This window comes from Agrobacterium sp. MCAB5 (genome assembly GCF_052114365.1).
GTDB lineage: Bacteria > Pseudomonadota > Alphaproteobacteria > Rhizobiales > Rhizobiaceae > Agrobacterium > Agrobacterium tumefaciens.
This window is the reverse complement of the sequence record NZ_JBFREP010000003.1, coordinates 306,006-328,182: the sequence shown is the minus strand read 5'-3', so window position 1 is coordinate 328,182 and position 22,177 is coordinate 306,006. Positions and strand designations below refer to the sequence as shown.

21 protein-coding genes are annotated in these 22,177 nt (G+C 60.6%); 12 read left to right on the top strand and 9 right to left on the bottom strand.

Features of this window, described 5'->3' with window-relative positions; all coding sequences use genetic code 11:
• Positions 1-97: 97 nt before the first annotated feature.
• Both AB4Z23_RS09315 and AB4Z23_RS09310 read right to left on the bottom strand, forming a co-directional pair.
• Positions 98-1,948: an ABC transporter ATP-binding protein gene (locus AB4Z23_RS09315; RefSeq protein ID WP_003513520.1), complete on the bottom strand. Its 1,851-nt coding sequence runs from the start codon at positions 1,946-1,948 to the stop codon at positions 98-100.
• Positions 1,949-2,332: 384 nt separating this feature from the next.
• Positions 2,333-2,488 carry a hypothetical protein gene (locus AB4Z23_RS09310; protein WP_421477277.1) on the bottom strand — a complete coding sequence of 52 codons (156 nt, stop codon included), beginning with the start codon at positions 2,486-2,488 and terminating at the stop codon, positions 2,333-2,335.
• A gap of 225 nt (positions 2,489-2,713) precedes the next feature.
• Between AB4Z23_RS09310 and AB4Z23_RS09305 the strand changes: the two genes are divergently transcribed.
• Both AB4Z23_RS09305 and AB4Z23_RS09300 read left to right on the top strand, forming a co-directional pair.
• The gene (locus tag AB4Z23_RS09305; RefSeq protein WP_003513525.1) at positions 2,714-3,187 is read left to right on the top strand and encodes a tRNA (cytidine(34)-2'-O)-methyltransferase; all 474 of its coding nucleotides are present in this window, start codon (positions 2,714-2,716) and stop codon (positions 3,185-3,187) included.
• Positions 3,188-3,359: 172 nt separating this feature from the next.
• Complete coding sequence (locus AB4Z23_RS09300) at positions 3,360-5,012, top strand: Na/Pi cotransporter family protein (RefSeq protein ID WP_421477279.1); 1,653 nt, start codon at positions 3,360-3,362, stop codon at positions 5,010-5,012.
• Positions 5,013-5,015: 3 nt separating this feature from the next.
• On the opposite strand, the gene AB4Z23_RS09295 is transcribed toward AB4Z23_RS09300, so the two are convergent.
• Positions 5,016-5,291 carry a hypothetical protein gene (locus AB4Z23_RS09295; RefSeq protein WP_013636608.1) on the bottom strand — a complete coding sequence of 92 codons (276 nt, stop codon included), beginning with the start codon at positions 5,289-5,291 and terminating at the stop codon, positions 5,016-5,018.
• Positions 5,292-5,420: 129 nt separating this feature from the next.
• Between AB4Z23_RS09295 and hemF the strand changes: the two genes are divergently transcribed.
• The 3 genes from hemF (at position 5,421) to AB4Z23_RS09280 (ending at position 7,026) form a co-directional block, all read left to right on the top strand.
• On the top strand, positions 5,421-6,332 hold the full coding sequence (gene hemF / locus AB4Z23_RS09290; RefSeq protein ID WP_013636609.1) for an oxygen-dependent coproporphyrinogen oxidase: 912 nt from the start codon (positions 5,421-5,423) through the stop codon (positions 6,330-6,332).
• 122 nt (positions 6,333-6,454) lie between these two features.
• Positions 6,455-6,721: a hypothetical protein gene (locus tag AB4Z23_RS09285; RefSeq protein WP_003513532.1), complete on the top strand. Its 267-nt coding sequence runs from the start codon at positions 6,455-6,457 to the stop codon at positions 6,719-6,721.
• A 119-nt stretch (positions 6,722-6,840) separates the two neighbouring features.
• Positions 6,841-7,026 (top strand): DUF1059 domain-containing protein, encoded by a 186-nt coding sequence (locus tag AB4Z23_RS09280; RefSeq protein ID WP_003513537.1) that lies wholly within the window; start codon positions 6,841-6,843, stop codon positions 7,024-7,026.
• 26 nt (positions 7,027-7,052) lie between these two features.
• Here the strand turns inward: AB4Z23_RS09280 and AB4Z23_RS09275 are convergent, their stop codons facing one another.
• The 3 genes from AB4Z23_RS09275 to AB4Z23_RS09265 are packed head-to-tail and all read right to left on the bottom strand — an operon-like array spanning position 7,053 to position 9,570.
• The gene (locus tag AB4Z23_RS09275; RefSeq protein ID WP_112959318.1) at positions 7,053-8,309 is read right to left on the bottom strand and encodes a CCA tRNA nucleotidyltransferase; all 1,257 of its coding nucleotides are present in this window, start codon (positions 8,307-8,309) and stop codon (positions 7,053-7,055) included.
• Entirely contained in the window at positions 8,306-8,944 is a 639-nt protein-coding gene (locus AB4Z23_RS09270) for an NUDIX hydrolase (RefSeq protein WP_065702302.1), read from the bottom strand. The genes AB4Z23_RS09275 and AB4Z23_RS09270 overlap by 4 nt, the downstream gene beginning before the upstream one ends.
• Positions 8,941-9,570, bottom strand: a complete 630-nt coding sequence (locus tag AB4Z23_RS09265; protein WP_025594170.1) for a DUF1285 domain-containing protein — start codon at positions 9,568-9,570, stop codon at positions 8,941-8,943. The genes AB4Z23_RS09270 and AB4Z23_RS09265 overlap by 4 nt, the downstream gene beginning before the upstream one ends.
• A 175-nt stretch (positions 9,571-9,745) precedes the next feature.
• Between AB4Z23_RS09265 and AB4Z23_RS09260 the strand changes: the two genes are divergently transcribed.
• The 5 genes from AB4Z23_RS09260 (at position 9,746) to AB4Z23_RS09240 (ending at position 17,179) form a co-directional block, all read left to right on the top strand.
• Complete coding sequence (locus tag AB4Z23_RS09260; RefSeq protein ID WP_112959317.1) at positions 9,746-10,756, top strand: AAA family ATPase; 1,011 nt, start codon at positions 9,746-9,748, stop codon at positions 10,754-10,756.
• A gap of 111 nt (positions 10,757-10,867) precedes the next feature.
• Entirely contained in the window at positions 10,868-11,782 is a 915-nt protein-coding gene (locus AB4Z23_RS09255) for a DUF58 domain-containing protein (RefSeq protein WP_003513542.1), read from the top strand.
• Positions 11,779-14,589: a DUF4159 domain-containing protein gene (locus AB4Z23_RS09250; RefSeq protein ID WP_421477283.1), complete on the top strand. Its 2,811-nt coding sequence runs from the start codon at positions 11,779-11,781 to the stop codon at positions 14,587-14,589. Before AB4Z23_RS09255 ends, AB4Z23_RS09250 begins: the two co-directional genes overlap by 4 nt.
• A 1-nt stretch (position 14,590) precedes the next feature.
• Entirely contained in the window at positions 14,591-16,678 is a 2,088-nt protein-coding gene (locus AB4Z23_RS09245) for a hypothetical protein (RefSeq protein WP_065659145.1), read from the top strand.
• A gap of 87 nt (positions 16,679-16,765) precedes the next feature.
• On the top strand, positions 16,766-17,179 hold the full coding sequence (locus tag AB4Z23_RS09240) for a GNAT family N-acetyltransferase (protein ID WP_065659144.1): 414 nt from the start codon (positions 16,766-16,768) through the stop codon (positions 17,177-17,179).
• A 33-nt stretch (positions 17,180-17,212) separates the two neighbouring features.
• Here AB4Z23_RS09240 and AB4Z23_RS09235 read toward each other — a convergent pair whose 3' ends face one another.
• On the bottom strand, positions 17,213-18,526 hold the full coding sequence (locus tag AB4Z23_RS09235) for an MFS transporter (protein WP_013636616.1): 1,314 nt from the start codon (positions 18,524-18,526) through the stop codon (positions 17,213-17,215).
• A gap of 243 nt (positions 18,527-18,769) precedes the next feature.
• Positions 18,770-19,339 carry a GNAT family N-acetyltransferase gene (locus tag AB4Z23_RS09230; protein WP_112290404.1) on the bottom strand — a complete coding sequence of 190 codons (570 nt, stop codon included), beginning with the start codon at positions 19,337-19,339 and terminating at the stop codon, positions 18,770-18,772.
• Between the two features lie 296 nt (positions 19,340-19,635).
• Here AB4Z23_RS09230 and AB4Z23_RS09225 point away from each other — a divergent pair, with 296 nt between their 5' ends.
• Positions 19,636-20,628, top strand: a complete 993-nt coding sequence (locus AB4Z23_RS09225; RefSeq protein WP_421477286.1) for a glutathione S-transferase family protein — start codon at positions 19,636-19,638, stop codon at positions 20,626-20,628.
• A 17-nt stretch (positions 20,629-20,645) separates the two neighbouring features.
• On the opposite strand, the gene AB4Z23_RS09220 is transcribed toward AB4Z23_RS09225, so the two are convergent.
• On the bottom strand, positions 20,646-21,137 hold the full coding sequence (locus AB4Z23_RS09220) for an NUDIX domain-containing protein (protein ID WP_019565194.1): 492 nt from the start codon (positions 21,135-21,137) through the stop codon (positions 20,646-20,648).
• Positions 21,138-21,203: 66 nt separating this feature from the next.
• On the opposite strand from AB4Z23_RS09220, the gene AB4Z23_RS09215 reads away from it, so the two are divergent.
• Complete coding sequence (locus AB4Z23_RS09215; RefSeq protein WP_421477288.1) at positions 21,204-22,154, top strand: metallophosphoesterase family protein; 951 nt, start codon at positions 21,204-21,206, stop codon at positions 22,152-22,154.
• The last annotated feature ends 23 nt before the right edge of the window (positions 22,155-22,177 follow it).

The following is a 22,177-nucleotide window of genomic DNA, read 5'->3' as shown; positions in this document are numbered from 1 at the left end:
GGCCGGCATGACAGGAGAGGTTTAACTCGCCTACATAGATAAACGCGAACCGCAACGAAAGGGCGGGAAACCATGCTTCCCGCCCTTCGAGCTCTCCCTACTCGGCAGCCACTTCCGCCTCGTGGTCGGCGATGAAGCCGCCGGACTGGCGCCGCCATAGATCGGCGTAGATACCGCCCATCGCCGCCAGTTCAGCATGGCTGCCCGATTCCACGATCTGGCCCTTGTCGAGGATGATGAGCCGGTCCATTTCGGTCAGCGTCGACAGGCGGTGCGCGATCGCGATCACCGTCTTGCCTTCCATCAGCGAGAACAGGTTTTCCTGAATCGCCGCCTCGACTTCCGAGTCGAGCGCCGAGGTCGCTTCATCAAGCACCAGGATCGGCGCGTTCTTGAGGAACACGCGAGCAATGGCGATACGCTGACGCTGGCCACCGGACAGCTTTACACCGCGTTCGCCCACCTGGGCATCGAGACCCTGACGGCCATGCATATCGACAAGCGTTTCCACGAAGTCCCAGGCATTCGCCCGCTTTGCCGCCGCGATCACCTGCTCGTCGGTGGCCTCGGGATGGCCATAGGCGATGTTGTCGCGGATCGAACGGTGCAGCAGCGAAGTATCCTGCGTCACCACACCGATCAGCTCGCGCAGGCTGTCCTGCGACACCTTGGAGATGTCCTGCCCGTCGATGGTGATCTTGCCCGCTTCCAGATCGTAGAAACGCAGGAGCAGGTTCATCAGCGTCGTCTTGCCCGCACCGGAACGCCCGACCAAACCGACCTTCTCGCCCGACTTGATATCCAGCGTCAGCCCGTCGATCACGCCCTTGTTCTTGCCGTAGTGGAAGCGGACGTTATCATAACGGATCGCGCCCTGCGGTGCCGCAAGCTGCGGCGCCTTCGGAGCATCGACGATATCGTGCGGCTTCGTCATCATCGACATGCCGTCATAGACGGTGCCGATGTTTTCGAACAGCGAGGTGACTTCCCACATGATCCATTGCGACATGCCGTTGACGCGCATGGCAAGGCTTATGGCAATGGCAACCGAGCCGGCCGTGACCGAACCCTGCATCCAGAAATAAAGACCGAGCGAGGCCGTGGAAAACAGCACGACCGCATTGTTGAGGTCGATCAGGATGTTGAAGCCGGAAATCTTGCGCATCTGGCGATGAACGGTTCCGAGAAACACGTTCATGCCCTCACGCGCATATCTTTCCTCGCGGCCCGCATGCGAAAACAGCTTGATCGTCGAGATGTTTGTATAGCTGTCGACGATACGCCCCGTCATCATCGAGCGCGCATCAGCCTGCTCCTGTGCGAGCCGGCCGAGTTTCGGCACGAAATAGGTGAGGATACCCATGTAGATGCCGAGCCACACCAGCAACGGAATGACCAGCCGCCAGTCTGCGGCAGCAACCATGAACAGCATCGAGACGACGAAGCTGATAGCGTAGACGAACACGTCGATCACCTTCAGCGCCACTTCGCGGATCGCCAGTGCAGTCTGCATCACCTTGGTCGAAACCCGGCCTGCAAATTCGTTGGCGAAAAAGTTCATGGAGTGGCGCAGCAGGAAACGATGCATCTTCCAGCGCGCGATCATGCCGAAATTGCCGGCAAGCGTCTGGTGCATCGTCATGGTGTGGATCGCGCCCATCAGTGGCAGCAGGAAGAGCACCAGCCCAGCCATGACCATCAGATGCCAGCCCTCATCGGCAAAAAACGTCTCGCGATTGGCCGTGGAAAGCCAGTCAACGATGCTGCCGAGGAATTTGTAGAGCATGGCCTCCGCAACGGCGATGCCCATGGACATCAGGCCAAGCAGCAGGAGCCACGGCCATGCGGGCTGCACATAATGCCACACGAACGGCAAAAGCTTCTTCGGCGGCACAGACGGCGCCGAAGAGGGAAAAGGATCAAGGCGTTTTTCAAACCAGCCAAACATAGGCCAAGCTCCGGCAAGCAATCGCCCCATCGTGAAACGTGAGCAAACGCAAATATGGCTCACGACGGAACAGAAAAGTATTGGATATGGCCGCAACAGCCACATGACGAATCAAACTATGGGAAACGCGGTCGAACCGCGGGGGGGTAACACCTAGGCCAGCAGCAGCACTACTGGGGCCGGGAGGCGAATACGAATGTCATTTTGCATCAGAACCTCCCTAGCTGGTGTTGAAGATGTCGCCTTGTAGCGCAAAAATTAATCGTTGACCAGCCGCAAAGATGCCGAACGCGTCAGAAAAGCTCTCGATTGCGACCAATTCTGCCGAACGGGCGGAGATGACCCGCGAGGGTCTCCGCCCGTTGTAAGGCCTGGATGCGCAGCTTACTCGGCGGCGTCCTGCGCCTGCCCGAGCGCCTTGATCTGCGCCAGAGTATCGGCCAGCGTGGCCGAGGTGTCGGAATAAAGATCATCATCCTGCACCTGCAGATTGCCCACATGCAGATCGGTCAAATGGACGAAATTCACCCGTTCGGACATGATATCTTCCTGTTTTTGCTGCGCGGAACCCGGATCGAAACAACGCCGATCCGACGCAACCGGATATGCCGGATCGGCCTGACGACACGTTGGTTAATGGGTAGCCCGACTGTGTGTCACGCGAATGAATACGGCACTCTTCGAAACGGTCTTCTCGGGCTGCATCTGTCACAAACCCGCCGCCCGTGATAAGCGCTCCGGCATTCCAAACGCGGTGAGAAGACCATGAGCGATATCAGACCCGAAATCAGGATTGCCCTCTACCAGCCGGATATTCCCGGCAATACCGGCACGATCCTGCGGCTGGCGGCCTGTCTCGGCCTCGGCGTCGATATCATCGAGCCGGCCGGTTTCGATATTTCCGACCGAAACCTGAAAAGGGCAGGCATGGATTATATCGCAGCGGCGGCGCTGACGCGCCACGTCAGCTGGGACCGGTTTGAGGAGTGGCGCGCAACCACCGGCCGCCGCCTCGTTCTCGCCTCCACCAAGGCCGCCCTGCCCTATACGAAAATCGCCTATCGCCACGACGATATCCTGCTTTTCGGCCGTGAAAGTGCTGGTGTGCCAGACCACGTGCATGAGAAGGCGCAGGAGCGAATCATCATCCCGATGGTCGAGGGGCAGCGCTCCATCAACGTCGCAATGTCCGCCGCGATGATCACCGGCGAGGCTTTGCGCCAGACCGCATGGTCTTAAGCGCCTTTTTTAGCGCCATTTTTTCGTGCAAATACAAAAATTGACCGTTTTTGCTTCAAAACTGTCGCAACCCGGCCTGTACCGAAGGCGTTCAGGCTCCTATACTTATTAGCCGGACAACAAAAATCGCCCTCGCCGCAGCCATCCGCCGGCGGGTGTGAGGAGACGTCGCATGCAATCCACCATTGTCATCGTCAACCTTCTCGGCGCAGTCGCGCTGCTGCTCTTTGGTCTTGCCCAGGTCAAGGATGGGGTTACCCGTGCCTTCGGCATGAAACTGCGAAGTGTATTGGCGACCGGCACCCAGAGCGGCCCGCGCTCCTTCTTTTCCGGCTTTTTCGCCACTGTCGCGCTGCAAAGCTCGACGGCAACCGCGCTTACCGTCGCCTCCTTCGCAGAACGCGATCTCATAAAGCCGCGCATGGCGCAGGTCGTGCTGCTCGGCGCCAATGTCGGCACCGCCGTCACCGCCTGGATTGTCGCGGCCGGTGTGGAGTGGCTGTCGCCGCTGCTGATCCTCTCCGGTATCGTGCTCAAAAAGGGTAGCTCAAACGCCCGACAAGGTGGCGGAACCGCTGTCATCGGCATCGGCCTGATGCTTCTGTCATTGCATCTGTTGAGCGGCGCGACCGAACCGATGCGTGCCTCGCCAGCCCTTGGCGTCTTCATCGGTCTGCTTGATGGCGCATGGCCCGTCGCGCTGATCTTCTCCGCCGTGCTGGCCTTCGTCTCCTCCTCCAGCCTCGCTGTCGTGGTGCTTATCCTGTCGCTTGCTGCCACCGGCACGCTGTCCGCCGGTCTCATCATCGTTCTCATTCTCGGCGCCAATCTCGGCGGCGCCATTCCGCCGGTCATCGCCACGCTCTCCGGCCCGGCCTCGGCGCGGCGCATCACCATCGGCAACCTTGTGGTGCGCACCATCGGCTGCCTCATCGCCATGCCACTCGCATCCTATGGCGCAACGCTTTTGCAGCAATTGCCGCTTTCGCCCACCAAATTGCCTGTTGATGCGCATCTCATCTTCAATGTCATTCTGGCAGCGGTTGCCTGGCCGTTCTCAGCCCTCATATCCGACCTGATGGCAAAGCTGGTGCCGGGCGATCCGAAAGCCGAAGATGGCCCGAATTTCCTCGATCAGCAGGCGCTGGATACGCCTGTTGTGGCGCTCGCCAATGCCACGCGTGAGGTCTTGAGCGTCGGCGATGCTATCGAGCGCATGCTGATCCGCGCCGAAAACGCCTTCAAGCATAATGATCTGGCACCCCTTCAGGAAGTGTCCCTGCTCGAAAAGAAGGTCGATCGCCGTCAGCAGGAGGTGAAGGTCTATCTTTCCCAACTGGGGCGCAAAGGGCTTGCAGACGACGAAGCGCGCCGTTCGATCGCCATCATCGATTACGCGATCAATCTCGAACATATCGGCGACATCATCGAAAAAGGCATTTGCGAGCAGATCCGTAAGAAGGTGCTGAACAGCTTCAAATTTTCCGACGACGGTTATGAGGAGCTGAAGACGCTGTTCGACATGACAATCGAAAATCTGCGGGCCGCCCAGAGCATTCTGGTGACCGGCGATTTCGATCTCGCTCGCCGGCTGATGGAAAGCAAGGTGGATATACGCCGCCTCGAAAAACAGTCGTCCAACCGCCATCTGGAGCGGCTGCGCGATGGGCTGACGGAAAGCATGCAGACGAGTTCACTGCATCTCGACATGCTGCGCGACCTGAAGCGCATAAACGCCCATATCGTGTCTGTGGCGCATCCCATTCTGGATGAAAGCGGCGTGCTGATTGAAAGCCGCCTGCGTTACGCCGAACCGCGTGCTTAAAGCTTAGTCTGCCGAAGGAAGCCGCCGCATGGTGAATTCGATGCGGTCGCCTTCCAGCTGCCGCCAGCTTTCCACTTCGGTCCAATAGGCGGCCTTCGGAAAACTGTCGAACCACTCGCGCGCCTTGGCACGGGCTTCTTCACGGTCGAGACAAAAGGTCTGCCGCACGAACATACCGTTGCGCATCGGATCGCCGCCGTCACTTTCACGCGCCTTGCGGTGATTGGCGATCCTGCGCTTCAGCCCGTCCAGGGGCGGCGGTCCGGCAAATTTCGTCATGATATTCACCTCTGGCACCTACATCGCTAAAGATAGTGCCCGCATGTGAACTTGGCGAGTCGAATTTGTGCGCAAGGCCAGCACCTGCTAGATGCGACAGGGAATCGACTTCACCAAAGGAGAACATGCATGGAACGGCCATCTTTGCCGAAGGGCTTGCCCGAGGACATAGAAGACAAGAAGGCCGCCGCCCAGGCCTGGTTCCAGCATCTGCGCGACACCATCGTTACCTCCTTCGAAACCCTTGAAGACGAGCTGAGCGGCCCGCTCGCCGATCAGGAACCGGGACGCTTCGTGCAGAAGGACTGGCTGCGCGACAATGGCGCGGGCGGCGGCGGCAAGATGTCGATGATGGAGGGCCGCGTCTTCGAAAAGGTCGGCGTCCACACCTCCACCGTCTATGGTGAGTTCTCGCCGGAATTCCGCCAGCAGATACCGGGCGCGGAAGAAGACCCCAGCTTCTGGGCCTCGGGCATTTCGCTGATCGCCCATCCGGTCAATCCCAATGTGCCGGCTGTTCATATGAATACCCGCATGGTCGTCACCACCAGCCACTGGTTCGGCGGCGGCGCGGACCTGACGCCCGTGCTTGGACGCCGGCGGACGGAACAGGACCCGGACACCCAGCTTTTCCACCGCGGCTTCGAGATCACCTGTAACCGCCATCCCGTGGCCGACTATCCGCGCTACAAGTCGTGGTGCGACGAGTACTTCTTCCTCAAGCACCGCAACGAGCCGCGCGGCACCGGCGGCATCTTTTTCGACTGGCTGCACCCGGAAGAGGAAAAGGGCGGCTGGGACGCCAATTTCGCCTTCGTGCAGGATGTTGGCCGCGCCTTCAACCTGGTCTACCCAAAAATCGTGCGGTCCAATTTCAACCAGTCCTGGACCGAAGAGGACCGCGACGAGCAGCTTATTCGCCGTGGCCGCTATGTGGAATTCAACCTGCTTTACGACCGCGGCACGATCTTCGGCCTCAAGACCGGCGGCAATGTCGAATCGATTCTGTCTTCCCTGCCGCCCGTGGTCCGCTGGCCCTGAAATACTCACGTAAATTTGACGCCCGTCAGGAATTTGGGCGCAAATCGCGCAAATTAGGACTTATGGAAAAATAAAGGCAATGATAATCTCCTGCGTGCAGACGTACTGGAGGAGCTATCGTCATGATTACTTCGAACAGCATGCCTATATCCGCTTCCGCTGAGGGAGCCTCGCATTCCATCGATACCCCTGATTTGATCGACCGCATGGCAGCGGAAATGCGTGCCACCGGCGATCGCGAACTGCCGCATTCCTTTTATGTCGAACAGGTAAAACGCACGCTTGCCGGAAAAGCGGTGACGCGGGCCGACAATGACGAAATGCCTCGTACAAAAATCCCGGCAGCCGGCACATCCTCTGTTTTCCAGTGCTGGGCGATGCCCGAATAGGGCCTGAACAGGGTCAGCGGACGCCGCTCTGGAACATTAGCGGCGACCGTTCGTTTCTTGTCAGAGGGACAGCAGGCATTTGCAGGCTGTCCCTCTGTCTAAAACAGGGAGGCAAGACCATGAGACTGTTTGAATGTGGAACGCTCGTGCCCGGCTGTGCCTGGCACACCCGCGCGGATGACGACGCGGAAGTCGTGCGCCGCACCGTGGAACATATGCGATCGGCCCACGGCGAAACCATCATTCGCGAAAACATGATCGAAAACATCAAATCCCGCATCCGCGACGAGGCAAATGCGGCCTGAGCCGCAACGCCTCCGGCACTGCGATCTCAATTCTCCAGCATATCCTTCAGCCGGGCGGTCAGCGCTGCCCGGTCTAGCGAGAAATTGACGTCGATCCACTTTTCTTCGAGGCTTTTCAGCACCTCGCCTACCTTCGGACCGGATTCCACGCCCGCGGCCATCACATCAGCGCCGCTTAACGGAAAGCCGGGCTTGTGGAACTTGTTCGCTCTCGTCAGCAGCGTCGAAAGCCGCGCGACTTTCTGCATCGCCGCCTCACCGCCCGAAAGGTCGGCGCGGGCCGAGGCAAGCGCCAGTTTCAGCCGCGTCTTCACACCGTCAACGCCCTGCCGGTAAAGCAGCCGGTCGAGCGCCGTCTCCTTCATCTCCGGATCGATCACCGGCGCGGAAGCCCAGTGGGCGAGATATGCAGCTTCAGCCTTCGACAGCCGCAGCCGCCCAGCAAGCGCCGTTAGCCTCTCCCTGTCGGGCGGCACTATGGCAGCAAGCCGCAGCATCGGGTCAACTGTCCAGCCAAGCGCCTGTTCGGTTGCCACCAGCCCGTGAATGGCGTCGATACCCCATTTTTCCGTTTCGGGAAGAATTTCCGCCAACACGCCGGATTGCCGCATCCACAGCAAGGCGCGGGAGGGATCGCGCGCGGAAAGCAGCTTTTTCAGCTCGCTCCACACCCGCTCGGCCGAGAGTGTCCCAAGCTTGTCCTTGGCCCGCGCACTGGCGCGCAAGCCATCGGCATCAGGACGACCGGAGCCATAGTGGGCAAAAAAGCGGAAGAACCGAAGAATCCGCAGATAATCTTCCGAAATCCGCATTGCCGCATCGCCGATGAAACGCACCGTGCCGGTTTCAATGTCGGGAAGGCCATCGATGAGGTCGATGATCTCGCCCTTGTCGTCAGCGTAAAGTGCGTTGATGGTGAGATCGCGCCGCTCGGCATCGATCTGCCAATCTGTGCCAAAAGCGACCTGCGCATGGCGGCCATTGGTCTCGACATCGCGGCGCAGCGTCGTCACCTCGAAACCTTCGCCGTCGATCACCAGCGTCACCGTGCCGTGTTCAATGCCGGTCGGTACCGTCTTGATGCCCACCGCCTTGGCGCGCTCAACCACCACATCGGGGGTAAGCGTCGTCGCCATATCGACATCGACGACCGGTTGTTCCATCAGCGCATTGCGCACGGCGCCGCCGACGATCCGCACCTCGCCGCCATCGGCGTTCAACAGCGCGAAGATGCGCTTCAGCGCCGGCTTTTCAAACCAGTCCCGCCCGGCAAGGCTGCTCATGAATAAAACCTCTCGTAAATCGTCCGCACGATGCCCGCCGTAATGCCCCAAATGTAGCGCTCGCCATAGGGCATTTCGTAGAAAAACCGCTCCTTCCCCTGAAAGATGCGGCTGCCGCGCCCGTGATTGGCTGGGTCCATCAGGAAAGACAGCGGCACCTCGAAAACCTCATCCACTTCCGTGGGATTGAGCGTCAGGTCAAAGCCGGGACGAACGACCGACAGCACCGGCTTGATGCGAAAACCGGTACCGGAAATATAATCCGGCAGACGCCCGACCGTTTCCACGAAAGATCGCGAGAGGCCGATCTCCTCTTCCGTCTCGCGCAGGGCCGCCTCTTCCGGTGTGCGGTCCCCGGCATCGATGCCACCGCCCGGAAAGGAAATCTGGCCGGAATGTTTGCGCAGGGTTGCGGTGCGCTGGGTGAAGATCACCCGCGCTTCGTTGCCGTCGTCGATGACAGGCACCAGCACGGCGGCGTCCTTCAGCCTTATGCCGTTTCCCGAAAGCACCACGCCCGGATTGAGCAGATGATCGCCATTCTCGCGTTCCGCCACGCCCTCGCCTTCCTCCAGCACCCGGCGGCGGAAATCGGCGGCGGTAAAAGTTTCAAGGCGGGTTGTCGTTATTGTCATTGCGAAAGCCGTTCCAGTTCTTTGGCGGGCATCACGGGAAAGACAACCCCGCCCGAGCGCACGGCAAACATCTCGACACCGTCCACATCGATCACCTCGCCGAGCGCCACGAGATCATACATCACCGCCCGCGAGACGAGCGCCTCCAGCCTGCCGCGCACCAGAATGTAGGGTTTCAGTTCGCGGTTTTCTCCGAAAATCGTAAAGCGTAGCGGATGCTCCGGCCCGGCCTCCACCACATCGCCGACATTGGTGCGGAAGGTCAGCAGCGGCCCGCCATCCTTCTCGCCCGCCGTCACCTTCATCTCGACGGCCACGAAAGGAGCATCCACCACGCGGATGCCGACTTTTTCCACAGGAGTTACAAGATAGGTCTTGCCGTCGTCATCCTTGCGCAGGACCGTGGAAAACAGCCGCACCAGCGGCGCCCGGCCAATGGGCGTACCCATATAGAACCAGGTGCCGTCTGCGCGGATTTCCATGTCGAGATCGCCGCAAAAGGGGGGATTCCAGCGCTCCACCGGGGCAGGTCCACGTTTGGCGTCGCCGGTCTGCTCGGCGGCGCGGGAAATCATCGCCGCCAGCCCTGCTGCATCGCTTGCCGAATTTATCGTCTCCGCTGCCATATTCGAGTCTCGCTTTGCCGATAAGGAAATACTAAGTCACGACATAGTCATTCGAATGGCGCTTGTCAGCGGCCAAGAGAGCAATAAGCTAGTTGCAGCGCGAAATCCGCCCCGGCCAATGGCCATCAAGATCGGGGCAGGAATGGGTCGGCGGCAAAGGTATGAGGAGAGCGACATGGGCGTGATGAATACCGGCGAAACCCTCGACGAAAAAGCCATCGTCGCCTCGGCCGAAAAGGCGCTTTCGGATATTGCCGCGATCCGCGCGGAGGTATCCAAGGTCATCTTCGGCCAGGAAAAAGTGGTGCAGAACACGCTTCTCGCCATACTCTCGGGCGGCCACGCGTTGCTCGTCGGCGTTCCCGGGCTTGCCAAGACCAAGCTCGTCACCACGCTCGGAACGGTTCTCGGGCTCGATGCCAACCGCATCCAGTTCACACCGGACCTCATGCCGTCGGATATTCTCGGCTCCGAAGTCATGGATCAGGATGAAAACGGGCGGCGCTCCTTCCGCTTCATAAAAGGTCCGGTGTTTGCGCAATTGCTGATGGCGGATGAAATCAACCGCGCCAGCCCGCGCACGCAGTCCGCACTGCTGCAGGCCATGCAGGAATATCACATTACCATGGCCGGCCAGCGTTACGACCTGCCGAAACCCTTCCACGTTCTCGCAACCCAGAACCCGCTGGAACAGGAAGGCACCTATCCACTGCCTGAAGCGCAGCTCGACCGCTTCCTGCTGCAGGTGGATGTCGGCTATCCCGAGCTTGCCGCCGAACGCCAGATATTGCTCGACACGACAGGCACCGCATCGGGCGAGGCACGCAAGGTTATCGACGCCGAACGCATGATGGAAATCCAGGCGCTCATCCGCCAGATGCCGGTCAGCGACAAGGTGGTGGACGCGATCCTTTCGCTTGTCCGCTCCGCCCGCCCCGGCCACGGCAACAAATTGACCGACAAACACGTTGTCTGGGGCCCGGGTCCCCGCGCCGGCCAGTCCCTGATGCTGACGGCACGCGCCCGTGCGCTTTACGAAGGCAGGCTCGCGCCGTCGCTGGACGATGTCTATGCGTTGGCCGAACCGGTGCTGGAGCACCGCATGGCGCTGACATTCGCCGCCCGCGCCGAAGGCATGTCGGTGCGCGATGTCATCGCAGCCCTTGTGGAGCAGGAGAAGAACTAAGGCATCGGACCGAAAAGTGTGACGCTGTTTTCGGAAAATCCGATGCTCGACAAAAACTCGGAGCGGCCCGCCGCTCTGACATCTGCCTAAGCTTTCTCGAAAGGAGTGCCTGTGGCATCCATCGGCCAGATCGTAGATAAGACACCGGGTAGCGAAGTCCTGGCGCGCGCGCGCCAGCGTGCCGCACTGGTGCCGGACTGCATGGTCGAAGCCAAGCGCATCGCCAACACCGTCACCGCCGGCTGGCACGGCCGCCGCAAGCGTGGCATCGGCGAGAATTTCTGGCAGTTCCGCCCCTATGCCGAAGGCGAGAGCCTGTCGCGCATCGACTGGCGACGCTCGGCCCGCGACGACCACACCTATGTGCGCGATAGGGAATGGGAAGCTGCCCACACCATCTGGCTGTGGGCCGACATGTCGCCGTCGATGATGTTCAAATCCACCCTCGGCTCCGTTTCCAAGGAAAGCCGCGCATTGGTGCTGATGCTGGCGCTGGCGGAAATCCTCGCCCGCTCGGGCGAGCGCATAGGTTGCCCCGGTATCATGGAGCCCATCTCGGCCAGAAACGCCGCCGAACGTCTGGCTGCCGCCATCATGCACGCGCCGCTCACCACAGGCATGCCGGAAACGGGCATGATCCGCGGTGCAAGCGACATCGTCCTCATAGGCGATTTTCTCGACGATGCGAAAAACGTCATGGAGCGGATTTCGCCACTCGCGCGGCGCGGCTTGCGCGGCCATGTGGTGGAAATCGCCGATCCGGCCGAAGAAACCTTCCCCTATTCGGGCCGCACCGAATTTACCGACCCGGAAACCGGTGAAAAACTCGTCTCCGGCCGCGCGGAAACCATTCGCGAGGATTATACCCGCGCCTATCTCGCCCGCCGCGAAGCGCTGTCTTCTTCGCTGCGCCGTCTAGGCTGGAATTTCGTGTTTCACCGCACCGATCATCTCGCCTCCGAGGCGCTTGTGGCTGTTCACATGTATTTATCCGGTGCGCCCGCGCAAGGCGGTGGCAACCGATGAGCGCATTGCCCTTCGTCTTCACCAGCCCCTATATTCTCTTCGGCCTTCTGGCGCTTCCAGCCATCTGGTGGCTGTTGCGGCTCACCCCTCCGCGCCCCAAGGCAGAGGTTTTTCCGCCGCTGAAAATTCTGGCCACCGTGCTGAAGCGCGAGGAAACGCCCTCGAAAAGCCCGTGGTGGCTGACATTGCTGCGCATCGCGCTCGCCGCCGCCGTGATTTTCGCGCTGGCTGATCCCGTGGTGAACCCACGCAACAACAGCATTGCCGGCACTGGTCCCCTGGTGCTTTTGGTCGATAATAGCTGGGCCTCCGCAACTGATTGGCAGAGACGCGTCGAAACCGCTCAGGCCCTGATCGGCGACGCGGAAAGGGCTGATCGCCCCGTTTCCATCAGCTTCACCGCAGATGCCGAACACGACGCCGTGCCGGCCACCACGGCGGTGGCGCTGGACAAGCTCGCCGCCGCCAAGCCGAAGCCTCTTGCGCCGGACCGCTTGCGCACGGCGGAAGCCATTACCGAGGCGCTCAACGGCACCTCCCCCGGCACGCTCGCCTATATTGCCGACGGCGTTGCCACCGCGCAGGATGAAAGCGCACTCAAAACGCTGGCCGGCCTCTCAGCTGACGAGTTCCGCATCGTCACGGGTGATGGGAAATCCATCGCCGCCATTACCGGCGCCGCCAACAATGCCGATGCGATGAGCGTCACGCTATCGCGGCTCGACACGGCCTCCCCCAGCCGGTTGACCGTCAATGCGCAGGACAGCCAGGGCCGCATCCTTGCCACTGGCACCGCCAGTTTCGCCCCCGGCGAAGCGGAAACGACGGCGACGGTGGAAGCGCCTTTCGAATTGCGCAACGACTTCGCCCGCCTCTCCATCGAGGCAGTTTCGACGGCGGGCGCGGTGCATCTTCTGGATGACGGTTTCCGCCGCCGCCGCGTGGCGCTGCTGGCCGGTGAAACCGGCAATGATTTCCAGCCGCTTCTGCAGCCGCTTTATTACATCAGCCGCGCCCTTCAGCCTTTTGTCGATCTCATCCCGCAACGACAGGCAGATCTTGCGCAGGCAATCCCGGAAATCCTGCAATCCAATCCTTCCGTCATCGTCATGGCCGATATCGGACGTCTGCCGCAAGAGACCTATGAGCCGATGCAGCGCTGGCTTGCCGCCGGCGGCACGCTGATCCGTTTTGCCGGACCGCGCCTTGCCGCAGCCCCCACCAATGATCCGCTGGTGCCGGTGACGTTGCGGCAGGGTGAACGCGCACTTGGCGGCGCGCTCTCATGGGCAGAGCCACAGCCGCTTGCCGATTTCCCGAATTTCGGCGCCTTTGCCGGAATGCCGAAGGCCGATGGCGTGCTCGTAAAACGGCAGGTTCTGGCCGAACCGACACCCGACCTTGCCGAGCGCACCTGGGCGAGCCTTGCCGACGGCACGCCACTCGTCACCACCCGCAATGTCGAAGCGGGCCGCATCGTGCTGTTCCATGTCAGCGCCGAGGCAAGCTGGTCCGACCTGCCGATATCAGGCCACTTCGTCGATATGTTGCGCCGTATCGTGCAATTGTCCAAGGCAGGCGGTGCTTCCACCTCCGCGAATGCCCCGGCCGCAGCATTACCGCCCTTCCGGCTACTGACGGCCGAAGGTGCTTTGTCAGCCGATGTCGGCTCCGCCCGGCCGTTGGAAATGCGCCCCGGTCAGGCTCCCCGCACCGGTTTCGACAATCCCCCCGGCCTTTATGGCACAGAGGATGGTTTCGTGGCTCTCAATCTTCTACCGGCTGGCGCCACGCTTCGCCCGCTCGATACCTCGCTCGCCGGTGTCAACACCACCAGCGAAGCACTGATCGGCGAAACGGCGAAATCGCTGCGCCCGGCCTTGTTCATCGCCGCCTTCCTGATGTTGATTGCCGACAGTCTCATCGTGCTCTTTATGAACGGCGCCTTCGCACGCTTGCCGAAAGCCCGCAGCGCCACAGCTGCCACCGTGCTGCTGGCCATTGGCGCCTTCGCCGCGATGTCCCCGAGCGATGCGCGCGCCGACGACCCCAAACCCGGTGACGAGCAGATTTTCGAGCGGCTGGACACGACGCATCTCGCCTATGTCCGCACCGGCGAGGACGATGTCGACCGCATTTCCGAGCAGGGTTTACAGGGATTGAGCGAATTCCTGACCTGGCGCACGACGCTGGAGCCCGGCCAGCCGGTCGGCCTTGATATATCCAAGGACGAATTATCCTTTTACCCGATCATCTACTGGCCGGTGTCGGCCTCCGCCCCCATGCCGTCGAGCGCTGCCATATCGCGCATCGATGCCTATATGCGCGCCGGTGGCACCGTTCTGTTCGACACGCGCGATCAGTTTTCGTCGCTCGACACTGGCGCGACCAGCCCCAATGGCGAACGTTTGCAGGCGATCCTCGCCAATATCGATATTCCGCCGCTGGAGCCCGTGCCGGAAGACCACGTCCTGACGCGGTCTTTCTACCTGCTCACCAATTTCCCCGGCCGTTACAACGGCTCGCCGCTCTGGGTGGAATCGCGCCAAGGGGCGGCGAAGACGACATCCGGCCTCTCCTCCTCCGGCGATGGCGTGACGCCGATCATGATAACAGGCAATGATTTTGCCGGCGCATGGGCCGTCGATGCGCAGGGCGCACCGGTGCTGCCCACTGTGCCGCCGGACGAGTTGCAGCGCGAACATGCGTTTCGCTCTGGCGTCAACATCATGATGTATATGCTGACCGGCAACTACAAGGCCGATCAGGTACACGTTCCCGCACTTCTCGAACGGTTGGGGCAGTGACATGACATTGACATTCGCCCCCTTCCTGCCGTGGATCGTGATTGCCGTTCTGGCCGTCGCCGCCCTTCTCCTCTCCTTCATCGGCCTGTGGCGCGGCGTGCGCGGCGCATGGCTGCGCGGGCTGGCGCTTGTCGCCCTGCTTGCCGCCATCGCCAATCCGCTTTTGACGCAGGAGGAACGCGAGCCTCTCTCCACAATCGTCCCCGTAGTCGTCGATCGATCGCAGAGCCAGGACGTGCAGGACCGACCGCAGATGACGGATACGGCGCTTGCCGCGCTGAAAGACCGGCTGTCGCGCTTCCCGCGCATCGAACCGCGCATCGTGGAAGTGCGTGATGATGGTGAGAGCGATTCACCTTCGACGCAGCTTTTCTCGGCCCTCTCCTCCGCCGTCTCGGATGTTTCACCCTCCCGCGTCGGCGGTGCGATTTTCCTCAGCGATGGCCAGATCCATGATATTCCGAATGCTCTGCCCAATGCCGAACAGGCGCTTGGTTTCCGCGCTCCACTCCACGGGCTGATCACCGGCAAGGCCGATGAATTCGACCGTCGTATCGAGATTGTCCGCGCGCCGCGCTTTGGCATCGTCAACGAGGAACAGCAACTGACGCTGCGCGTCTTCGATGATGGCCGTGCAGCCGCAGGCGGTGGTTCGGCGGAAGTAACCGTGAAGATGAACGGCGAAGAAATCGCCACCTTGCAGGCCACACCCGGCCAGCCGACACCCTTCACTTTCAAGGTTCCGCGCGGCGGCAACAATGTCATGGAATTTTCCGTCGCCGAGCTTCCCGGCGAAGTGACGGCCGCGAACAACCGTGCGGTTCACCTGATAGAAGGTATCCGCCAGAACCTGCGCGTGCTGCTGGTCTCCGGCGAGCCGCATGCGGGCGAGCGCGCCTGGCGCAACCTCCTGAAATCCGACGCCTCGGTTGATCTGGTGCATTTCACCATTCTGCGGCCGCCGGAAAAACAGGACGGTACGCCGATCAACGAACTGTCGCTGATCGCCTTCCCCACACGCGAATTGTTCGTGGAAAAGATCGAGGATTTCGACCTCATTATCTTTGACCGCTACCAGCATCGCGGCGTGCTGCCGATCCTCTATTACGATTACATCGCGCAATATGTCGAAAAGGGCGGCGCGCTATTGATCGCAGCCGGCCCGGAACATGCCGGTCAGGATTCGATCGCCATGACGCCGCTTGCATCCGTGCTGCCGGCCCAGCCGACAGGCCAGGTGCATCAGTCCGCCTTTTATCCCCGCCTCTCGGAAGCGGGCAAGAAACACCCCGTTACCCGTGGGCTGGAAGGGTCGGGCGATGAGCCGCCGCATTGGGGCCGCTGGTTCCGCACCGTCAGCGTCGAGCCGCCGCAGGGCCAGACCGTGATGCTGGGTGACGGGCAGGACCCGCTGCTGGTGCTGAACCGCCAGGGTGAAGGCCGTGTCGCCATGCTGCTTTCCGATCAAGGCTGGCTTTGGGCGCGTGGCTACGAAGGCGGCGGCCCGCATGTGGCACTTTACCGGCGCATCGCCCACTGGCTGATGAAGGAACCGGAGCTTGAGGAAGAGGCGCTGACGGCGCGCGCCAACGGCCGCACATTGCAAATTACCCGCCAGACCATCGGCGACGACCCCGGTCAGGCAAGCGTGCATTTCCCCTCGGGCAAAACCGAAAACATGGCCTTCAACAACACCGAGCCCGGTCTTTACAAGATCGAGCGTCGCATGGACGAGACCGGCCTGTTCGAAATCAAGAACGGCGATTTCACTACGCTCGTCCATGTCGGCGCGGTGGATGCGCCGGAATTCAAGGCAATGATTTCGACAACCGAAACGCTGAAGCCGCTTGCCGACGCCACCAAGGGCAGCGTGCACCGTGTCGCCGACAATTCGGGCCGCGTGGCACTACCCGATATCCTGCCTGTCAGAGGCGATATCAGGGTTGCCGATGAGGATCGCATGCTGATACGCATGACCGACGAGACGGTGCTGAAAGGTGTCAACACCCTACCGCTGTTTGCCGGTTTTGCCGGGCTTGCCGCCCTGCTCCTTGCTTTCTCCGCGCTCTGGTGGCGTGAGGGCCGGTAGGAACTTTCCGGTGGAAGCTCAGGCGCTTTCACGTCTCGCAGTGCAAACGAGAAACGGCCGCCGCTCGGCGACCTGGGAAAGATAATCATGAATTTCGTTTTGAGCGACATCGCGGATGCAGAAGCTGAAAAGGCCATCCGCGATCCCCTGGTGGCCTATAATCTCGCCCGTTTTGGCGAAAGCGACAAACGCGAACTCATCATCACCATCCGCGACGATGAGGACACCGTCATCGGCGGTCTTGTCGGCTATACCGGCCGCGGCTGGCTTTATGTGCAGCTTCTCTTCATCCCCGAGACCTTACGCGGTCAAGGCACAGGCGCGAAGCTTCTCGGCATGGCGGAAGAGGAAGCGAAAAAGCGCGGCTGCATGGGCGCTTATATCGACACGATGAACCCGGATGCGCTGAGGCTTTATGAGCGCTGCGGTTTCACCAAGATCGGCTCGCTTGCCCCGCTCTCCAGCGGCCAGGCGATCACATGGCTTGAAAAGCGGTTCTAATCCGTTCGAAAGAAAGCGGTTGGCGCAGCAGTGTCAGGAGAGCGCCACCCGCCGCGTTTCCGCGTTGATCATCGTTGCGGCAATCGCAGCCAGCACCAGCAGCCCAGCGAAAATGCCGATGGCGAAACCGAAGCCCTGCGCGATGGCATAACCCAGCAACGACGGCGCCAGAAGGCCGCCCAGCCTTGCCATGGCGCCCGCAGCCCCCATGCCGGTCGCACGCGATTCCGTCGGGTACAATTCGGGCGTGAAGGCATAAAGCGCACCCCAGGTGCCAAGCAGCGCAAAGCTCATGATCAGAAGCGACGTGGCGATCATTGCGCCGCCTGTAGCGAGCGTGAAGAGCAGGCAACCGAGGGCGGACAGCAGGCAGAAACCGATCAGCGTCGGCTTGCGGCCCCATTTTTCAACGCCATAGGCGGCAAGCGCATAACCGGGGATCTGCGCCAGTGCCACCAGCACGAGGAAACCATAACCGCGCACGAAGCCGAAACCGTCTCCCGCCAGTTTTGCCGGCATCCAGGTGAAGACGCCATAATAGGAAACGGAGACAAGGAACCAGATGGCAAGGATCATGATGCTGCGCTGTCTGAGCGCCGGCGAAAATATCCCCTGCCCTTTTGAAACCTCCGGCTGAAAAAGCCCTGTCCCGGCATCAAGTGGCGCGCGGCCGTTTACCACCAGCATACGGTTGACGATGACCTTGGCTTCGTCCGATCGGCCTCTTCGCACGAGGTAAAGCGGCGATTCGGGCACCATGAACCGTAAACCCAGACCCACAACGGCTGGGAAAGCCGTAACCGCGAAAATATAACGCCAGGCATCGACAACACCGGCAAGGCTTGCGCCCCACGCTGCAAGCGCCACGATCAGGGTTCCGATGGCCCAGAAGCCTTCCAGCATGACCAGCCAGCGCCCCCGGTTTTTTGCGGGCAGGAATTCCGCCATCATCGCATAATCCACCGGCAGGGTGCCGCCGACAGCCGCACCCGTCAAAAAACGCAGGACAAGAAGAATGGCAAAGTTCGGCGCAAAGACGGAAAGCACACCGAACACGGCATCACAGGCCACGGTGACGATCAACACACGGCGGCGACCGTAACGGTCCGCCAGACGCCCGAAACCGGCAGCACCTAAAAGCATGCCAAAGAAGAAGGCCGTTCCGGTTTGAAGGGCCTGCGGAACAGTCAGGCCAAACGTTAGGGCAATCGAGGCGGCAGTGAAGCCGACCGCAAGCACCTGCATGGCATCCGCTGCCCAGACGAGGCCGAAAATACCCATCAACCGCCGCTGATAGGCGCCCGCACCTGCGCGTTCCAGCGCATCGTTCATGGTGATTGCCGTCATATGCTCGCCCCCGTGCCGAAATCGACTATCGAGTGCTATCGCATAGGGGAAAGAAACGGAATTGAATTTTGCGAAGTACGATGCATGGTTTCAAGGCAGAACACCATCCCGTCGTCTTTAGCGAAATAACCGGCCAGTATATGGGCGACTCAACGCCCCGTCCCTCATTTCTGTGCCTGTCACAGGAATGAGGGAAAAGGACGCACTGGTGAGGGGCGGGAAATCCGACGTAACGAAAATCCGTCAGCCGTAAACCCGAAGAGGCTCTTCGAAGCCGTCGTCTTCCGCCTGGGCTGCAGGCATGGCGGCATCGCATTTGCGCCAGCCGATCTTGCCCTTCAGCCGCTGGTGCACGTCGTCACCAACAGGCACGACCAGCACCCGGTTCGGATCCACCGGGCCTGGAAAATCAAGCGCGGCGTAGGCGACCTTTTCGAAACCGAGCGGCATGTAATAGGGCGGATCGCCAATCAGAATGACGGCCTCCGAACCCTTCCGCCGGGCGGCAGCGATGGCAATCCGGACGAGTTCACGACCGATGCCCATGTTCTTGTGCGAAGGCCGCACGGCAAGCGGGCCGAGCATATGGCCTTTCACCCCACCGGCCAGAACCGGTGTCATGCGTACCGAAGCGATCGTCTCGCCATCATCGGCGCAGACGAAGGACAGCGACCGGTCATGCGGACCCTGCTCGCGAATGCGCGCGGCGGCACGGGTGTGCCGACCGGGACCGAATGCTTCTTCGTTGATGATTTCGATGATGGCGTCGTGCGACGCGTCCTCGGTGAGGTAGACAAGATCGTGCTTGGACATGAAGAGACCGAAACTTCCAAAATGCGGATGCGACAATAGATGACGGCTGCGCCGGTAAAGGCGTTCAGGAGCGTCAGCGTCGTCGGAGCATCCGTGTTTCGATCATAATCTACGATTTCCTCAGATTTGTGAAAATCGCAATTATCAGGAAAATTCCCACCCGTCCAGAACAAATCTCGGCACTATCCCATTCAGCCCATGCGAGACCGGAAACGCATTGTTCAATGCGCCACGGGTTCGCGGCACCGCGCTAAACGGTTAGGATTGCGGTTAAGGAAACAATCAAGGAGATCGTCATGGGCATGCTGGTGGAAGGCCTATGGAAAGACGTCTGGTACGACACCAAGGAAACCAAGGGGCACTTCAAGCGCAGCGCCTCGCAATTTCGCAACTGGGTAACGGTGGATGGCGCGCCCGGACCTTCCGGCGAAGGTGGCTTCAAGGCCGAGAAGGATCGCTACCACCTCTATGTGTCGCTCGCCTGTCCCTGGGCGCATCGCACCCTGATTTTCCGTAAACTGAAAAAGCTCGAAGACCTGATTTCCGTCTCTGTCGTCGATCCGCTGATGCTGGAAAACGGCTGGGAGTTCAAACCGGAAGGCGAACGCACTCCGGGTGCAACCGAGGACCACCTCTTCGGCTTCTCCACACTTTGGCAGGTCTATACCAAAGCGGATGCCAACTATTCGGGACGGGTGACCGTGCCGGTACTGTGGGACAAAGAACGCGGCACCATCGTCTCCAATGAATCGGCCGAAATCATCCGCATGTTCAACGTGGCCTTCAACGACCTCACCGGATCGGCGGCGGATTATTATCCCGAAGCACTGCGCGCCGACATCGATGCGCTGAACGACGTTATCTACGACACCGTCAACAACGGCGTCTACAAGGCCGGTTTCGCCACCACCCAGGATGCTTATCAGCAAAATGCCGTGAAGGTGTTTGAAACGCTCGATATGCTGGAAGACCGGCTGGAGGACCGCCGTTTCCTGTTCGGTGCTGAACAGACGGAAGCAGACTGGCGTCTATTCACCACGCTGGTGCGATTCGACCCTGTTTATGTCGGCCATTTCAAGTGCAACATCCGCCGCATTCACGATTACCCGCATCTCACGGGTTACCTCCGCGACCTCTACCAGACACCAGGCGTGCCGGACACAGTCGATATCCGCCACATCAAGGAACATTATTACCGCAGCCACCTCACCATCAACCCGACAGGTATCGTGCCCGTTGGCCCGGAACTGGACCTTACCATGGCCCATGGCCGTGAGACGCTTGCCTGACGGCAGAGACGCCGCCGCTACCAGTAATCGGCAATCGCCGCTTTGCCGGAAAGTTCGGCAAGGCGGCGGCGGGTGGCGGGCGTCACATTTTCCGGCAGGTCCGAGAGATCGAAAAAACCGCTTTCGGTGATTTCATGATCCGGTTTTTTTGGCGTGGTCTGGGTGACCTGAAGCCGGTAGAGCGCCACATGATCGCGGTTGCTGCCTTCCAGATTGAGGTAGACATGGACAAGCTCGGGGATCGACGCAGCCTCGAGATTGCCTTCCTCGCGGATTTCCTTGTTGAGCGCCATCAGCAGCGTTTCACCGCGTTCCACCCCGCCGCCGGGCAGATACCAGCCGGGCAGATAAGTATGCCGCACCAGAAAAATCCGTCCCGCATCATCGAAGCAGAGCGCACGTACACCGAGGGTGGCACCGCGTGTGAACAGAAAAACGAAATGAAGCAGGCGGATAAGGATACGCGTGTGGAACGGACGGGCCTGCCGCTCGGTTCTCTCGTCATTCACCCTGGTTTCTCCTTGCCGGCAGGCTTTTATTGGACGTGCCGCATATCATAGGTTATCTCTGCCGCCATGTTCAAACTTGCGCATATTTCAGACGTCCATCTCGGGCCATTGCCAAAACTCACTTTCCGGGAACTTGCATCCAAGCGTATCACCGGTTTCGTCAACTGGCACCGCAACCGCCGCAAGCACCTTTTCACCGACACGCTGGAAAAGCTGCTCGATGATCTCGAAGCCAAATCGCCGGATCATCTGGCTATTACCGGCGATCTCGTCAATCTTGCGACAGGCATTGAAATTCGTGCCGCCGCCGACTGGCTGGAAGAAGTCGGCGACCCTGAAAAGATCTCGGTCGTTCCCGGCAATCATGACGCCTATGTTTCCGGCGCGCACGACAAGGCCATGCGCGCCTGGTATCCTTATGTGCGGGGCGATGGCGACCCGGCGGAATGGGACGATGACCGCAAGATTTTCCCCTATATGCGCGTGCGCGGTCCCGTCGCACTGATCGGCTGCTCCACCTCGATTGCAACGCCGCCCTTCTCGGCCACCGGCTATTTCGGCAACCGTCAAGCACGCGCAACCGCGGAACTCTTAAAAAAAGCCGGTGAACAGGGCCTGTTCCGCGTGGTGATGATCCATCACCCACCGATCCGCGGTGCGGCGGCTGCGCACAAGCGCATGTTCGGCATTCGCCGTTTCGCGGCAGCGCTTGGCGTCGGCGGCGCCGAGCTCGTACTGCATGGCCACACCCATTTGAACACCGTATACTGGCTGAACACTCACCACGGGCAAGAGCACATCCCGGTCGTCGGCATCGCCTCCGCCAGCCAGGGACCGGGCGGCGAAAAACCGCGCGCGGCCTATAATCTCTTCCATATTTCCGGTGGCCCCGGCACCTGGAACGTCGCCTGTGAACGCCACAGTCTCAACGACACCGGAACCGGTATCGGGCTTGAAGATATCAGGGTATTTTATGAGAATGGTAGGCCGTTGGGGTTTTCGCGGCTGGAGGGATAAACTCCGGAGTGTTGAGGTTAGAG

What these genes read in the sequence shown, in the direction of transcription:
- AB4Z23_RS09295 (WP_013636608.1), bottom strand. Translation starts at nt 5,291, where the DNA reads ATGACGAAATTTGCCGGACCGCCGCCCCTGGACGGGCTGAAGCGCAGG.
- AB4Z23_RS09315 (WP_003513520.1), bottom strand. Translation starts at nt 1,948, where the DNA reads ATGTTTGGCTGGTTTGAAAAACGCCTTGATCCTTTTCCCTCTTCGGCG.
- AB4Z23_RS09265 (WP_025594170.1), bottom strand. Translation starts at nt 9,570, where the DNA reads ATGGCAGCGGAGACGATAAATTCGGCAAGCGATGCAGCAGGGCTGGCG.
- hemF (WP_013636609.1), top strand. Translation starts at nt 5,421, where the DNA reads ATGGAACGGCCATCTTTGCCGAAGGGCTTGCCCGAGGACATAGAAGAC.
- AB4Z23_RS09300 (WP_421477279.1), top strand. Translation starts at nt 3,360, where the DNA reads ATGCAATCCACCATTGTCATCGTCAACCTTCTCGGCGCAGTCGCGCTG.
- AB4Z23_RS09275 (WP_112959318.1), bottom strand. Translation starts at nt 8,309, where the DNA reads ATGAGCAGCCTTGCCGGGCGGGACTGGTTTGAAAAGCCGGCGCTGAAG.
- AB4Z23_RS09260 (WP_112959317.1), top strand. Translation starts at nt 9,746, where the DNA reads ATGGGCGTGATGAATACCGGCGAAACCCTCGACGAAAAAGCCATCGTC.
- AB4Z23_RS09230 (WP_112290404.1), bottom strand. Translation starts at nt 19,339, where the DNA reads ATGTCCAAGCACGATCTTGTCTACCTCACCGAGGACGCGTCGCACGAC.
- AB4Z23_RS09240 (WP_065659144.1), top strand. Translation starts at nt 16,766, where the DNA reads ATGAATTTCGTTTTGAGCGACATCGCGGATGCAGAAGCTGAAAAGGCC.
- AB4Z23_RS09305 (WP_003513525.1), top strand. Translation starts at nt 2,714, where the DNA reads ATGAGCGATATCAGACCCGAAATCAGGATTGCCCTCTACCAGCCGGAT.
- AB4Z23_RS09280 (WP_003513537.1), top strand. Translation starts at nt 6,841, where the DNA reads ATGAGACTGTTTGAATGTGGAACGCTCGTGCCCGGCTGTGCCTGGCAC.
- AB4Z23_RS09215 (WP_421477288.1), top strand. Translation starts at nt 21,204, where the DNA reads ATGTTCAAACTTGCGCATATTTCAGACGTCCATCTCGGGCCATTGCCA.
- AB4Z23_RS09250 (WP_421477283.1), top strand. Translation starts at nt 11,779, where the DNA reads ATGAGCGCATTGCCCTTCGTCTTCACCAGCCCCTATATTCTCTTCGGC.
- AB4Z23_RS09245 (WP_065659145.1), top strand. Translation starts at nt 14,591, where the DNA reads ATGACATTGACATTCGCCCCCTTCCTGCCGTGGATCGTGATTGCCGTT.
- AB4Z23_RS09225 (WP_421477286.1), top strand. Translation starts at nt 19,636, where the DNA reads ATGGGCATGCTGGTGGAAGGCCTATGGAAAGACGTCTGGTACGACACC.
- AB4Z23_RS09235 (WP_013636616.1), bottom strand. Translation starts at nt 18,526, where the DNA reads ATGACGGCAATCACCATGAACGATGCGCTGGAACGCGCAGGTGCGGGC.
- AB4Z23_RS09310 (WP_421477277.1), bottom strand. Translation starts at nt 2,488, where the DNA reads ATGTCCGAACGGGTGAATTTCGTCCATTTGACCGATCTGCATGTGGGC.
- AB4Z23_RS09285 (WP_003513532.1), top strand. Translation starts at nt 6,455, where the DNA reads ATGATTACTTCGAACAGCATGCCTATATCCGCTTCCGCTGAGGGAGCC.
- AB4Z23_RS09270 (WP_065702302.1), bottom strand. Translation starts at nt 8,944, where the DNA reads ATGACAATAACGACAACCCGCCTTGAAACTTTTACCGCCGCCGATTTC.